Origin of the sequence: Actinomadura sp. NPDC000600 (genome assembly GCF_040492135.1) — a bacterium.
Lineage (GTDB): Bacteria > Actinomycetota > Actinomycetes > Streptosporangiales > Streptosporangiaceae > Spirillospora.
In genome coordinates, this window is sequence record NZ_JBEUPD010000026.1 from 1 (window position 1) to 13,737 (window position 13,737).

The following is a 13,737-nucleotide window of genomic DNA, read 5'->3' on the forward strand; positions in this document are numbered from 1 at the left end:
GGCTCCCCCCCCACCCCCTCACCGCGGCGGCCCACCCCCCGGCCCCGCCCCCCCGCGGGGGGGCCCGGGCCCGGTCGTCTCAGTCCAGGGCCAGCAGCAGGGCGGCGGACCAGCTGAAGTTGGTCGAGTTCAGCGGGGCGCCCGTCAGCGGGTTGTAGTTCTCCATGATCGGTCCGTCTCCGAGCAGGCCCGACGCCGAGCCGCGCAGGCGGTCGGCCAGAGCGGACGCGTCGGCGCGGTAGCCGTACCTCTCCAGGCCCTTCAGGGAGAAGTAGGCCTGGTCGAGCCAGACGGGGCCGCGCCAGTACTTCTCCGGGGCGAAGTACGGCGAGCTCTTCGACACCGTCGCGAACGGCATCGGGGTGGCGAACTCGTCCGGATCGGTGAGCCTGCCGCGGACGGCGGCGGCCTGCGGGCCCGTCGCGACGCCCGCCCACAGCGGGATCGCGCCCTCGATGCCGCGGCCCCGGTCGGTGAGGCGCCGGCCCGACGCGAGGTCGGTGTCGTAGAAGAAGCCGGTCGCCGGGTCGTACATCGCCGTCCGGATCGCGGCGGTCAGCGTCCGCGCCTGCGCGGTCAGGCGCCGGGACGCCGCCCGGTCGCCGAGCCGCCGCGCGATCGCCGCGAGGTACCCCTTCTCGGCGGCGAGGTAGGAGTTGAGGTCGACGGACTCCTGGTTCAGCGAGTAGCCGACGACCCGTCCGGCGGCGTCCCGGTTCTCCACGGCGGTGGTGCCGAGCGCGGCGTCGAAGCGCGGGGCGTTGTCCATGCCGCTTTCCCACGCGGCTGCCTGCCGCCGGGCCTCCGGCGTGTCGTTGGCCGGGTCGACGGTCGCGCCGTACTCGGCGAGGCCGTCGTGGTCGTGGTCCCGGTTGCGGTACCACCAGTCGTGGTAGGCGAGGAGCTTCGGGTACATCTCGCGCAGGAACCGGACGTCGCCGCTTCGCCGGTACGTCTCCCAGACCGCCCACGCGGCCAGCGGGGGCTTGGTGTTGCGCTCGTTCCAGTTGCCGCCCCCGCGGGCCGGGTCGTTGTAGAAGAGGCAGTCGGGGATCATGCCGGCGTCCTGCGGCCGGGTCCGCGAGGCCGCGGTGACCTGGTGGTCGAACATCGACCTGATCTGCGACTCGGCGAGCGCCGGGTCGAAGCGGGCCACGCCGACCGCCTGCTTCCAGGTGTCCCAGGCCCAGAAGCCGCCGGTGAACCACTTGTAGGAGATCGACGGCGTGACGCCGCCGTGTTCGAGCCTCCCGGCCGGGCCGCGCCAGTTGGTGACGAGGGTTTCGAGCGCCTTGACCGCGAGGCGCCGCCGCCCGGCGGGCACGCCGTCGGTGACGTCCGCGACGTACCGGCGCCAGCGGGCGTCGGTGTCGCCGATCGCCTTACCGGGGCGGCGCAGCAGGTCGCGGACGACCCGGGCCTCCCGCTCGCGTTCGGCGGCGGTGAAGGTGTAGGTCTCGGCCCAGGTCAGCGTGGACGAGCCGCGCGGCGCGAGGGTGAGCGGCCGCACCAGGCCGGTGCGGTAGGAGTCGCCGGTGACGGTGGTGCGGACCGGCTCGGCGTGGGTCACCTCGAACCGCTCGGTGCCGTCGGTGAGGTAGTCCCACTGCTCGCGGACGCGGGCGAAGCCGACCTCGACTCCGCGCGGCGTGGCGCCCAGGGACGGCGCGCTCTTCATCGGCTCGTCGTCCGGGCGCAGGAGCGATCCGCTCCAGCCGACCTCCACCGTCCGGGTGCCGGACCCGGTGTTGGCGACGGACGCCCGGACGAGCGCGCTGTGCCCGGAGGCGAAGCGCAGTTCGAGGGTGAGCCGCAGGCCGGGGAGGTCGTAGACCTGGCGCAGCATCCCGGGCAGCGCGGTGAGCCGGGGCGCGCCGGCGGCGCCGAGGTCGAGGTCCCGGCCGTCCACGCGCAGGCTGATGCGGCTGAAGGCCTTGCTCAGCCACCACGGGTACTCCTGGGCGATGTAGAGCGGCCCGGAGAATCCGCCGTACGCGTCCTTGTCGCCTGGCCCTGGCAGGGCGTAGGCGTGCCAGGCGCCGCGGTCACTGAACACGTTGACCTCGTTGACCTCCGCGGGCAGGGCGTTGGCCGGGACGCCGTGCATGTCGAGCACGTCGGCGTAGCCTTCCGGGCCCGTGGTCTCCGCGGCGGACGCCGGCACGGCGGTGGTGATGAGGGCGGAGCCGAGCGTCAGCCCGGCCAGGACGTTGCGCGATCGTCGCATGATCACCTCTCGGGGTGGGGGTGGGCCGTCCTGAGCACCGCCGCCCCGAGCGGGGGCAGCCGCAGCGCGTCCCGCACGGCGGCACCGGACAGGAGGTCGACGCCGTCCGGGACGGGCACGTCCGTCTCGGCGTCGCGATGGTTGAGCAGGAAGAGGTAGGACGCGCCGGGCCCGTCGCGGCGGATCGCCTCGACCCCGGCCGGGACGTCGAGCACCGGCCGGACGCCGGCGTCGGCGAACGCCTCGTCCAGGACGTGGGCGATGCCGTCGTCCAGATGGCAGCTCACGTACCAGGCCCGGCCCGTGCCGTGCGCGTTGCGGGTGACGGCCGGTCGCCCGGCGAGCGCACCGGGGCCGTAGACGGCCGCGGTGTCCGCCCCGGCCGTCTCCAGCCACTCGCTCCAGAGCGTCGCCGGGAGCGTGCGGTCGCCGAACGCCACATCGACGGACGCGCCGTCCGGCACGGGCCAGAACTCGTCGACGACGACTCCGAGCACGTCCCGGAGCGGTGCCGGGTAGCCGCCCAGGTGCACATGGTCGTGGTCGTCGACGATGCCGCTGAAGAAGCCGCAGACCAGCCGGCCGCCGCCCGCGACGTACGAGCCGAGCCAGGCGGCCGTCGTGTCGCTCACCATGTAGAGGTTGGGCATCAGCACGACCCGGTACGGCGCCAGATCAGCGCCCCGGGGGACGAAGTCGACGGTCACGTTGCGCGCGTACGCGGCCCCGTACCAGGACAGCGTCAGGTCCTTGAGCCGGAGCCGGGACGAGGGGTGGTCGTCCAGTTCCAGGGCCCACCAGGACTCCCAGTCCAGGACGATCGCGACATCGGCCGTGGTTCGGGTACCGGCGATCTCGGCGAGCCGCGCGAGGTCGCGGCCGAGGCGCACGGTCCGGTCCCATTGCGGCGAGCCCGTGCCGCGATGCGGCAGGAGCGCGCTGTGGAACTTCTCGGCCCCGGCGCGCGACGCCCGCCACTGGAAGTGCAGGACGCCGTCCGCGCCGCGCGCCACCGCCTGGAAGGACCACAGCCTGCCCAGCGCGGGCGGCTTCGGCACGTTGACCGGGCGCCAGCTCACCGCCGACGGCGCCTGCTCCATGAGCAGCCACGGCCGCCCGCCCTTCAGCGAGCGCATCAGGTCGAAGTTCATCGCGGCGTTCACGTGCGCCGCCGGGTCGGCCGGGTCGGGATAGGCGTCGTCGGACACGACGTCCTCGTGCGCCGCCCACTTCCAGTAGTCCAGCGGCTTGAACATCGACATGAAGTTCGTCGTCACCGGGAGGCCCCCGCCGTCCTCGTCCAGGACGGCCTTCTCCGCCAGGTAGCAGCCGAGCAGGGCGTCGGAGCAGAACCGGCGCCAGTCGAGCAGCTGCGTCGGGTTCACCGGTCCGGGCGCGGTGCGCGGCGGCTCGATCTCCTCCCACCGGCCGTAGCGCTGCGACCAGAAGTCGGTCGCCCAGGCGCGGTTCAGCTCCGCGACGCCGTCGTACCGCTCCCGCAGCCAGGCCCGGAAGTCGGCCGCGGACGCCGCGCAGAAGCACTCGGTCACATGGTCGCCGTACTCGTTGTGGACGTGCCAAAGCACGACCGCCGGATGGTCGCGGTACCGCCGAGCGATCATCCGGGCCAGCCGCGCCGCCGACTCCCGGTAGACGGGCGAGGAGGGGCAGTAGTGCTGGCGGGAACCGAACTCCAGCCGCACCCCGTCCGCCGTGACGGGCAGGACCTCCGGATGGGCGCGCACCAGCCACGCGGGCGGCGACGCGGTGGCGGTGGCGAGATCGGCGGCCACGCCGTGCGCGGCGAGCAGGTCCAGCAGCCGGTCGAGCCACCCGAAGTCCCATTCGTCCGGGCCGGGTTGCAGCCGCGCCCACGAGAACACGCCGACCGTGACCAGGTTGACCCCGGCCTTGTTCATCAGCCGGACGTCCTCCGCCCAGACCTCCTCGGACCACTGCTCGGGGTTGTAGTCCCCGCCATAAAGCAGCCCCCGCACCCGAATCATCCTTTAACCGCCCCTCCTAGGAGCCCGGAAACGAACTGCTTCTGGAACAGGAAGAAGATGGCCATCAGCGGGAGCGTCGCCAGGAAGGAGCCGAGGATCAGGCCCGTGTAGTCGACGTGGCTCTGGCCGATGAGCGTGTACAGCGCGACCGGCGCGGTGTACTTGTCCTCGGTGTTCAGCATCAGCAGCGGCCACAGGAAGGCGTTCCACTGCGTCATGAAGGTGAAGATCACCAGCGCGCCGAACTGGGGCCTGACCACCGGCAGGACGACCCGGTAGAAGATGTGCAGGTCGCCCGCGCCGTCGATGCGGGCCGACTCGATCAGCTCGTCCGGGAAGCCGAGGAACGCCTGGCGCATCAGGAAGATGCCGAACGAGTTGGCCAGGAACGGCAGGATCACCGCCTGGTAGGTGTCGACCCATCCGAGGCTCGCCATCATCTGGAACAGCGGGACGAGCAGGACCTGGAACGGGATCATCATGGTCGCCAGCACCGCGCCGAGCAGCAGCCGCCGTCCCCGGAACCGGTACTTGGCCAGCGCGTACCCGCACATGGCGGAGACCAGCGAGCTGAGCACGGTGTAGACGACGGCGACGCCCGCGCTGTTGAGCATGACCCGGCCGAAGCCGATGCTGTGCTCCAGTTCCACCAGGTTGTGCAGGAAGCGCCCGCCAGGCAGGAACGGCGGCGGGGACGCGAACAGCTCGGAGTCGTCGCGGGTGGAGGCGACCACCATCCAGTAGAACGGCGCCGCGCTGACGACCGCGCCGGCCAGGAGCAGCAGCGAGGCGAGCACCCGGCCCGCCCTGGGACGGCCCTTTCCTCGGGCGGCGGGGCTCACCGGGACGCCTCCTTCCCGAAGAAGCGGAACTGGGCGTAGGAGATCAGCCCGATGACCGCGACGACGACCCAGGAGATGGCGGCCGCGTAGCCGAAGTCGAGCTGCTCGAAGCCGACCTTGTACAGGTAGAGGACGGGCGTGGTGGTGGCGTTGCCGGGTCCGCCGCCGGTCAGCACGTAGTTCTCGTCGAAGAGCTGGAGCGTTCCGATCGTCGAGGTCACCGAGCAGAACAGGATGACGGGGCGCAGCTGCGGCATGACCACCCGGACGAAGGTGGTGACGGCTCCGGCGCCGTCGATGGCGGCCGCCTCGTACTGCTCCCGGCCGATCGCCTGGAGCCCGGCGAGCAGGATGACCGCGTTGTAGCCCGTCCACCGCCAGGTGATCGAGCCGATCAGCGCCAGCCGCGCCCAGCCGGGGCCGTTCAGCCAGTCGACGGCGGGCAGGCCCACCGCGTCGAGCAGCTGGTTCACCAGGCCGCCGTCGGTCTTGAGCAGGACGCGGAACACCACCGAGTAGGCGACCAGCATCGTGACGGCGGGCAGGAAGTAGGCGATGCGGAAGCCCGAGCGGAGCCGCAGCCAGGACTGGTTCAGCCCGAACGCCAGCAGCAGCGCCAGCCCGATCATGACCGGGACCTGGACGAGCAGGATCAGGCCGGTGTTGCGCAGCGCCGCCCAGAAGACCGGGTCCGCCGCCATGCGGCGGTACTGCGCGAGCCCTACCCAGGTCGTCACGCCGTCGCGGTCGGCGGTGAAGCTCTGGTAGAGGCCGGCCAGCAGCGGATAGGCGAAGAAGAACGCCAGCAGCGCCGCCGCCGGGCCCGCGAAGACCCACGGAGTGGTCCGGCGGCGCCACCGCTCCCGCCACCGGGGCGGCGGCGCGTCCGGCCGGTCCGCCGAGGCGGCTCCGGCCTTCCGTTTCGTCACGTCGACGGCCACGGCGTCACCCGGCGATCGGCCGGCCGGTCGCGGCGGCGATCTGCTTGGCCGCCGAGCCCAGGGCCTTCGCCGGGTCGTCCCCGTGCAGCACGATTCCGGAGACGGTGCGGAGGACGACGTCCCGCGCCTTGGGGGCGTCCTTGGTGATCTCGATCGGCGGGACCTTGTTCGCGAGGTCGGCGAACGTCGCGAAGACGGGCCGGTCCCCGTAGTAGGGCTGCGGCGCGGTGACGAACGGGTCCTTCAGCGCGGGCAGGTAGGCGGGGAACAGGCCCTCGTTCTTCAGCATGGACACCTGGTTGGCGGTGTCGGCGAGGGCGAACTCGATGAACGCCCACGCCGCCCGCGCGTTCGCGCTGCGGCCGCTGACCGCGAGCGTCGACCCGCCGTCGTTGGACGTCCGCACCCCGCCCTGGTCGAACGCGGGCAGCGGCACGACCCCGAACTTGCCCTTCAGCTCGGGCATCTCGTCGGTGAGAGTGCCCGACCACCAAACCGCGTAGGGGGTGGTGGCGACCTTGCCCGCCTTGGTCGCGGAGACGAGGCCGTCCCAGCCCTTCTCGAAGGCGATGAGGTCCTTGTCGGCGAGCGTCTTGAGCAGTGTCGCGGCGCGGACGGCCTCTCGGTCCGCCACGGCGACCTTCCCGTCGCGGATGTACCCCTGCCCCTGCTGCTGGAGCAGCATCGGGAACATGCTGTCCTCCTGCGGGTCCATGACGAGGAGCTTCTTGCCGGTCCTGGCCTTGATCTGCTCGCCGGCGCGGACGTAGTCGTCCCAGGTCGCGATGCCCGCCGGGTCGACGCCGGCCTTCTCGAACATGTCGGTGCGGTAGTAGAGGGCGCAGGGCCCGCCGTCCCAGGGCAGGGCGAAGACCTTGCCGTGGCCGTCGGTGACGTCCTTCCACGCCGCGCGGGCGAACTCGGCCTCGCGGGCGCCGGCGAGGGGCGTCAGGTCGTACAGCCCGCCCGGGAAGGCGCCGATGTAGCCGGGCAGCCGCGTGCCCTCGATGGTGAGGACGTCGGGCAGGCCCTTCCCCGACTTCAGCCCCACGGTGATCTTGTCGTAGGCGTTGTCGTAACCGATGTCGACGACGTCGACGCTGGTCCCGGGATGGCGCTGCTCGAAGGCGGGGGCGAGCCGCTTCAGCGCCTTCGCCGCGACGTCCCACGACCAGACGCTGACCTTCCCTTCGATCTTGGCCTGTGCGCCCGCGCTGAGCGCGGGCCCGGCCTTCTTCGCGCCGCCTCCGGTGGCGCAGCCGCTCGCGCCGAGCAGCGCCGAGACGGCTCCGGCGACTCCGGCGGTCAGGACGGTCCGGCGTCCGATGATCGACCGTTCGGGGTTGGTCGCCATCTTGCCTCCCCAGGAGATTCGGGATAATTCTGTATACAGCACACTGCATCATGTGTTTTCGTCAAGAGGGTGAGGCAAGGAATGTGAAGGAGAGCGAGATGAACGCGCACCCCTACATCCCGAACTCGGCGCCGGCGGTGCGGCGGGCGATGCTGGCGGCGATCGGGGCGCAGAGCGTCGAGGACTTCTACGCGGACGTGCCCGGCCGCATCCGGCTGGACCGCCCGCTGGACCTGCCGCCGCCGCTGCGCTCCGAGGCCGAGCTGGTCCGGCACGTCGGCGGGCTGCTGCGGCGCAACACCAGCGCCCAGGAGTCGCTGAGCTTCCTCGGCGCCGGGTGCTACCACCACCACGTGCCCGCGGTGGTCGACGAGGTGGTCAACCGGAGCGAGTTCCTCACCGCGTACGCGGGCGAGCCGTACGAGGACCACGGCCGCTTCCAGGCGCTCTGGGAGTACCAGTCGCTGATGGGCGAGCTGCTGGAGATGGACGTCGTGAGCGTGCCGGTGTACGACGGCCACCAGGCCGCCGCCACCGCGCTGCGCATGGCGGGGCGGATCACCGGCGCCCGGCGGCTGCTGCTGGTGACGGCCGTGGACCCGGACAAGCTGTCCAAGATCCAGGACTATGTGCGTCCCGTCCACGAGGTGGTGCTCGTGCCGGTGGACCCCGCGACCGGGCTGGCCGACCCGGCCGCCGTGCGGGCGGAGCTCGCGGCCGGGGACGTCGCGGCGGTGTTCGCGGAGGCGCCCTCGGCGTCCGGGATCCTGGATCCGGCGCTGCCGTCGCTGGCCGAGATCGCGCACGAGGCCGGGGCCCAGTACGTCGTCGGCTGCAACCCCATCTCCCTGGGGGTGGTGACCCCGCCGGCGGAGTACGGCGCCGACATCGTCTGCGGCGACGTCCAGCCGCTCGGGCTGCCCATGAGCTACGGCGGGATGAACGGCGGCTTCATCGCGACGCGGGACGAGGAGCTCTACGTGGGCGAGTTCCCCTCCCGGCTGTTCGGCCTGGCGCCCACCAGTGTCGAGGGCGAATACGGCTTCGGGGACGTGGCCTACGAGCGCACCTCCTTCGCCGTCCGCGAGGAGGGCAAGGAGTGGGTGGGCACCGCCGCCGCACTGAACGGCATCGCCGCCGGGGTCTTCCTGGCGCTGATGGGTCCGCAGGGCATGCGGGACGTCGCGGAGACGATCCTGGCTAACACCCGGTACGCGCTGGACCGGCTCGCCCAGGTGCCCGGCGTCGAGGCCCCCTACGCGGACGCGCCCCACTTCGCCGACTTCACCCTCCGCTTCACCGGTTCGCGCTCCGCCGCCGAGGTCGGCGACGCGCTGCTGGACCACGGGATCTTCGGCGGCAGGGTCCTGTCCGGGACCGACGCGCTGTACTGCGTCACCGAGATCCACACCAAGGACGACATCGACCGGCTGGCCGAGACCCTCCAGGAGATCGTGAAGTGAAGACGGGCCCGACCCCCTCCCCCCTCGCCCCCGCCGACGCGAAGATCGGGCCGAAGCCCCCGCTGCGCCGGTTCCACCAGGCCCGCTGGGACGAGCCGCTGCTGTTCGAGCTGGGCTCCCCGGGTGAGCGCGGCGTGCTGCCGCCCGCGCCGGGGGTGCCCGCGGACGTCGTCCTCCCGGACGGGCTGCGCCGCGCCGCGCCGCCCGCGCTGCCGGAGCTGTCGCAGCCCCAGGTGCTCCGGCACTACCTGCGGCTGTCGCAGGAGAACCTCGGCGCCGACCTCAACGTCGACGTCGGCCAGGGCACCTGCACCATGAAGTACAGCCCCAAGGTCAACGACCGGTTCGTCCGCGACCCGAAGGTGGCCGGCCTCCACCCGCTGCAGGACGAGCGGACCGTGCAGGGCGTCCTGGAGATCATGTACCGGCTGGAGGGGCTGCTGCGCGAGATCTCCGGCATGGACCGGTTCACGCTCCAGCCGGGCGCCGGCTCCGCCGCGATCTACACCAACGTCGCGATGATCCGCGCCTACTTTGCGGCGCGCGGGGAGGCCGAGACCCGCGACGAGGTCATCACCACGATCTTCTCGCACCCCTCCAACGCGGCCTGCGCCAAGACGGCCGGGTACAAGGTCATCACCCTGTACCCGGACGCCGACGGCTACCCCGACATCGAGGCGCTCAGGCGGGCCGTCGGCCCCCGCACCGCGGCCCTGCTCATCACCAACCCCGAGGACACCGGGCTGTTCAACCCGCGGATCGAGGAGTTCGTCCGGATCGTGCACGAGGCCGGCGGGCTGTGCGCCTACGACCAGGCCAACGCCAACGGCATCCTCGGCATCACCCGCGCCCGCGACACCGGGTTCGACCTGTGCCACTTCAACCTGCACAAGACGTTCTCCACGCCGCACGCCTGCGGCGGGCCCGCCGCGGGCGCCTGCGGCGTGACCGCGGAGCTCGCCCCCTACCTGCCCACGCCGACCGTCGAGTTCGATGGCACCCGGTACCGGCTGGACGACGACCGGCCCGAGTCGATCGGGAAGATCCGGCCGTTCTACGGCGTCGTGCCGAACCTGGTCCGCGCCTACGCCTGGATCATGTCACTGGGCGGGGAGGGGCTGCGCGAGGCCGCGGAGACGGCCGTCCTCAACAACAACTACCTGATGGCGAAGGTGCTCCAGATCCGCGGGGCGTCGGTGCCGTACGCGCCGGGGCGGCCGCGGATCGAGCAGGTCCGCTACAGCTGGGAGCGGCTCGCCGAGGAGACCGGCGTGCACAGCGGGGACATCGGCCTCCGCGCGGCCGACTTCGGCACCCACTACTGGACGAGCCACCACCCGTACATCGTCCCCGAGCCTATGACGCTGGAGCCGACCGAGTCCTACTCCAGGGCCGACCTCGACGAGTACGCCGCCATCCTCGCCGAGGTCGCCCGGGAGGCCTACGAGGACCCGGAGACCGTCCGGACCGCGCCGCACCGCTCCACCGTGCACCGCGCCCGCGAGGACGTCCTGGACGACCCGGCCACCTGGGCGGTCACCTGGCGCGCCTACCGCCGGAAGGTCCTCGGGGAATGAGGGCGCCGCGATGAGGGTCGGGCTGGTGGTGAACCCGGTCGCCGGGCTCGGCGGCCGGGTCGGGCTCAAGGGCAGCGACGGCGCCGACGTCCAGGAGAAGGCCCGCGCGCTCGGCGCGACGCCGCGCGCGTCGCGCCGCGCCGAGGTCGCGCTGGCGGAACTGCGCTCCCGGCTCGGCGGCCCGTTCACGGTGCCGACCGCGGGCGGGCCCATGGGAGAGGACGCCGTCGCGGGCGCCGGGCTGGTCCCCGACGTCCGGTACGAGCCCGGCGAGCCGACCGCGGCGGCCGACACCGTGCGCGCCGCGGCGGCGCTCGCGCCGCACGTCGACCTGCTGCTGTTCGCGGGCGGCGACGGGACGGCGCGCGACGTGCTGGACGCGGTCGGCTCCGCGGTCCCCGTGCTCGGCGTGCCCACCGGCGTGAAGATGCACTCGGCGGTGTTCGGGGCCACCCCTCGCGCCGCCGGGGAGGCGGCCGCCCTGATGGCCGCGGGCGGCGTGCGGATCCGGGACGCCGAGGTGATGGACCTGGACGAGGACGCCGTCCGGGACGGCCGGGTCTCCGCGCGCCTGTACGGACACCTGCGGGTGCCCGACATACCGGTGCGCATCCAGCAGCGGAAGGTGGGCGGCACGGTCGCCGACCCGTCGTCGGTGTCCGGCATCGCCGCGGGCCTCGCGGAACGCGCCGGGCCGTCCGATCTGCTTGTGCTCGGGCCCGGCACGACCATGCGCGCCGTCGCTGCCGCGCTCGGCGCCGACGTCCCCCTCATGGGCGTCAACGTGCTGGCGGGCGGCGGGACCGTCGTCGCGGCGGACGTCTCCGCCGCCGAACTGGAGGCGCTGGTGGAGACCGCCCCGGCGTGGATAGCCGTGACTCCGATCGGCGGGCAGGGTTTCCTGTTCGGCAGGGGCAACCAGCAGATCTCCCCCGCCGTGCTGCGCGCGGCCGGCCGCGACCGGCTCGCGGTGGTGGCGACCGAGGCCAAGCTCGCGTCGCTCGGCGGCCGGCCCCTGATGGTCGACACCGGCGACGAGGACCTCGACGCCGACCTGCGCGGCCACCTGCCCGTGCTCACCGGCCACGGCCGGTTCGCCATGTACCCCGTCCGATGACCGCCCGAGGAAAGGCAGCGCGAACGTGAACTCACTCGAAGGCAAGACCGCCGTGGTCACCGGGGCCGCGGGCGGCATCGGCCGGGCCGCCGCCGAGCTGATGGCCGGGCTCGGCGCCGCGGTCGTCCTGGCCGACGTCGACCCGGCGGGGGCGGAGGCGGCGTCCGCGATCGGGGCCGCGGGCGGCCGCGCCGCGTTCGTGCGCGGGGACGTCTCCGCCGCGGCCGACTGCGAGCGGATCGTCGCCGCCGCCCGGGACGCCTACGGCGGGGTGGACGTCCTGTTCAACAACGCGGGCATAATCCGCCGCTCCACCGTCCTGGAGATCGCCGAAGACGACTGGGACCTCGTGATGGCCGTCAACGTCAGATCGATCATGTTGATGAGCCGGGCGGCGATACCGTTGATGGCCGCCGCCGGGGGCGGCAGTATCATCAACACCGGCTCCGGCTGGGGCATTCAGGGGGGAGCGCGGGCGGTGTCCTACTGCGCCTCCAAGGGGGCCGTGGTGAACATGACCCGGGCCATGGCGATCGACCACGGGCCGCAGAACATCCGGGTCAACTGCGTGTGCCCCGGCGACACCGACACCGGCATGCTCGCCGAGGAGGCCCGCCAGCTCGGCGAGCCGGCGGAGGCGTTCTACGCCGACGCGGCGGACCGCCCCCTCGGCCGGATCGGCAGGCCCGCCGACATCGCGGCGATGGTGGCGTTCCTCGCGGGCGACCATGCCTCGTTCGTCAGCGGAGCGGTCATCCCGGTCGACGGCGCGGGCACGGCCTGACCGTCCGGTCACCCCAGGAGAGGAAGACGACAGCATGCCGATCGACCGCCGCCCCCTGCGCGAACAGATCAAGGACGAGATCCTCGACCGGCTGGGCAAGGGCGAGTTCGCCCCCGAACAGGCGATCAACGAGATGGTGCTGGCCGCCGACCTCGGCGTCAGCCGCACCCCGCTCCGCGAGGCGCTGATCGGGCTGGAGCGCGAGGGCATCATCGTGAGCGAGCGCGGCAAGGGGTTCCGGTTCGCGCCGATGAGCCCCAAGGAGTTCGACGACCTCACCACGATCGTCGCCGCGCTGGAGTCGCTGGCGCTGGAGCTGACCGACCCCGAGTTCCTGCGCACCGTCGCCCCCCGGCTGCTGGAAGAGGCCCGCGCGTTCTCCGTCCCCGAGGCGGAGCACGCGGTGATAGAGCGCTACGACGACGCCTGGCACGACCTTCTGCTCTCGGGCTGCCCGAACGAGCGCCTGATGGACCTCATCACCTCCCTCAAGCTCACCATGCACCGCTACGAGCGCGTCGTGGTGGGCGACTGGGAGGTGCTGGAGCGCTCGGCCGAGGAGCACGAGCGGATCGCCGAGCGCCTGGTCGCCTCGGACGTCGAGGGGGCCGTCGAGGCCCTGAAGGCCAACTGGCAGAGCGGCAAGGACCGGATCCTCGCCCGCCTCACCGAGCGATGACGAATGCAATACCATATTTCACCTGCAGTCTTCTGCTCCCTGCCCACCCGTCACCGAGGCCCGGGGGTCGCGAACCCGATGCTGAACCTGCCCTCGCTCGGCCCGCGGAAGAGCGTCCGGGTCCAGATCGCCCACGCGCTGCGCGCGGCGATCGTCAGCGGTGAGATGCGCTCCGGCGTCGTCTACTCGGCCCCGGCCATCGCCGAGCGGTTCGGGGTGTCGCCGACCCCCGTCCGGGAGGCCATGATCGACCTGGCCCGGGAGGGGCTGGTCGAGGTCGTCCGCAACAAGGGCTTCCGGGTCAGCGAGCTGTCCGACCACGAGCTGGACGAGATCACCGACGTCCGGGCGCTGATCGAGATCCCCGCCGTCGTGCGGGTCGCGCGGGCCGGCCGGGCCGCGGAGGTCCGCGCGCTGCGGCCGCTCGCCGAGGAGATCGTCGCGGCGGCCGAGAAGCGGGACGTGCTCGCCTACATCGACGCCGACCACCGCTTCCACCTCGCCCTGCTCGGGCTCGGCGGCAACGCCCAGCTCGTCCGGCTGGTGAGCGAGCTGCGCTACAAGTCGCGGCTCTACGGCGTGCCGACGCTGGCGGAGCGGGGCGAGCTCGAACCGTCCGCGCGCGAGCACGAGGAGCTGATCGAGGCGGTGGCGAGCGGCGACGCGCGGGCCACCGAGGCGCTCATGCGCCACCACCTGCGGCACGTCCGCGGGATCTGGGCCGACCGGCCCGAGGGCCGGTGACGG

General features: G+C 72.8%; 11 protein-coding genes. 6 read left to right on the forward strand and 5 right to left on the reverse strand.

What is annotated here, in order from left to right; translation table 11 throughout:
* Positions 1–79 precede the first annotated feature (79 nt).
* Genes ABWI07_RS30470 through ABWI07_RS30490 form a run of 5 tightly spaced genes read right to left on the reverse strand, consistent with a single transcriptional unit; the run spans position 80 to position 7,370 of the window.
* A complete protein-coding gene (locus ABWI07_RS30470) occupies positions 80–2,227 on the reverse strand; it encodes an MGH1-like glycoside hydrolase domain-containing protein (RefSeq protein WP_353820632.1) in 2,148 nt (715 codons plus the stop codon).
* A 2-nt stretch (positions 2,228–2,229) separates the two neighbouring features.
* Positions 2,230–4,233, reverse strand: coding sequence for a beta-galactosidase (locus ABWI07_RS30475; RefSeq protein ID WP_353820633.1), 2,004 nt, complete (start codon positions 4,231–4,233; stop codon positions 2,230–2,232).
* On the reverse strand, positions 4,230–5,075 hold the full coding sequence (locus tag ABWI07_RS30480) for a carbohydrate ABC transporter permease (protein ID WP_353820634.1): 846 nt from the start codon (positions 5,073–5,075) through the stop codon (positions 4,230–4,232). Before ABWI07_RS30480 ends, ABWI07_RS30475 begins: the two co-directional genes overlap by 4 nt.
* The gene (locus ABWI07_RS30485) at positions 5,072–6,016 is read right to left on the reverse strand and encodes a carbohydrate ABC transporter permease (protein WP_353820635.1); all 945 of its coding nucleotides are present in this window, start codon (positions 6,014–6,016) and stop codon (positions 5,072–5,074) included. The genes ABWI07_RS30480 and ABWI07_RS30485 overlap by 4 nt, the downstream gene beginning before the upstream one ends.
* A gap of 4 nt (positions 6,017–6,020) precedes the next feature.
* Positions 6,021–7,370 carry an ABC transporter substrate-binding protein gene (locus ABWI07_RS30490; protein WP_149261528.1) on the reverse strand — a complete coding sequence of 450 codons (1,350 nt, stop codon included), beginning with the start codon at positions 7,368–7,370 and terminating at the stop codon, positions 6,021–6,023.
* A 98-nt stretch (positions 7,371–7,468) separates the two neighbouring features.
* On the opposite strand from ABWI07_RS30490, the gene gcvPA reads away from it, so the two are divergent.
* The 6 genes from gcvPA (at position 7,469) to ABWI07_RS30520 (ending at position 13,734) form a co-directional block, all read left to right on the forward strand.
* On the forward strand, positions 7,469–8,833 hold the full coding sequence (gcvPA, locus tag ABWI07_RS30495) for an aminomethyl-transferring glycine dehydrogenase subunit GcvPA (protein ID WP_353820636.1): 1,365 nt from the start codon (positions 7,469–7,471) through the stop codon (positions 8,831–8,833).
* The gene (gcvPB, locus tag ABWI07_RS30500) at positions 8,830–10,410 is read left to right on the forward strand and encodes an aminomethyl-transferring glycine dehydrogenase subunit GcvPB (RefSeq protein ID WP_353820637.1); all 1,581 of its coding nucleotides are present in this window, start codon (positions 8,830–8,832) and stop codon (positions 10,408–10,410) included. The genes gcvPA and gcvPB overlap by 4 nt, the downstream gene beginning before the upstream one ends.
* Positions 10,411–10,420: 10 nt before the next feature.
* A complete protein-coding gene (locus ABWI07_RS30505; RefSeq protein ID WP_353820638.1) occupies positions 10,421–11,527 on the forward strand; it encodes an ATP-NAD kinase family protein in 1,107 nt (368 codons plus the stop codon).
* Positions 11,528–11,552: 25 nt separating this feature from the next.
* Positions 11,553–12,311 (forward strand): SDR family NAD(P)-dependent oxidoreductase, encoded by a 759-nt coding sequence (locus ABWI07_RS30510; RefSeq protein WP_149261525.1) that lies wholly within the window; start codon positions 11,553–11,555, stop codon positions 12,309–12,311.
* A gap of 34 nt (positions 12,312–12,345) precedes the next feature.
* Positions 12,346–12,990: a GntR family transcriptional regulator gene (locus ABWI07_RS30515; protein WP_149261524.1), complete on the forward strand. Its 645-nt coding sequence runs from the start codon at positions 12,346–12,348 to the stop codon at positions 12,988–12,990.
* 78 nt (positions 12,991–13,068) lie between these two features.
* Positions 13,069–13,734, forward strand: a complete 666-nt coding sequence (locus ABWI07_RS30520; RefSeq protein ID WP_149261523.1) for a GntR family transcriptional regulator — start codon at positions 13,069–13,071, stop codon at positions 13,732–13,734.
* The last annotated feature ends 3 nt before the right edge of the window (positions 13,735–13,737 follow it).

Excerpts from the sequence above, each read along its gene's own strand:
- ABWI07_RS30475 (WP_353820633.1), bottom strand. The coding sequence starts at position 4,233 with ATGATTCGGGTGCGGGGGCTGCTTTATGGCGGGGACTACAACCCCGAG.
- ABWI07_RS30515 (WP_149261524.1), top strand. The coding sequence starts at position 12,346 with ATGCCGATCGACCGCCGCCCCCTGCGCGAACAGATCAAGGACGAGATC.
- ABWI07_RS30490 (WP_149261528.1), bottom strand. The coding sequence starts at position 7,370 with ATGGCGACCAACCCCGAACGGTCGATCATCGGACGCCGGACCGTCCTG.
- ABWI07_RS30520 (WP_149261523.1), top strand. The coding sequence starts at position 13,069 with ATGCTGAACCTGCCCTCGCTCGGCCCGCGGAAGAGCGTCCGGGTCCAG.
- ABWI07_RS30470 (WP_353820632.1), bottom strand. The coding sequence starts at position 2,227 with ATGCGACGATCGCGCAACGTCCTGGCCGGGCTGACGCTCGGCTCCGCC.
- gcvPA (WP_353820636.1), top strand. The coding sequence starts at position 7,469 with ATGAACGCGCACCCCTACATCCCGAACTCGGCGCCGGCGGTGCGGCGG.
- ABWI07_RS30505 (WP_353820638.1), top strand. The coding sequence starts at position 10,421 with ATGAGGGTCGGGCTGGTGGTGAACCCGGTCGCCGGGCTCGGCGGCCGG.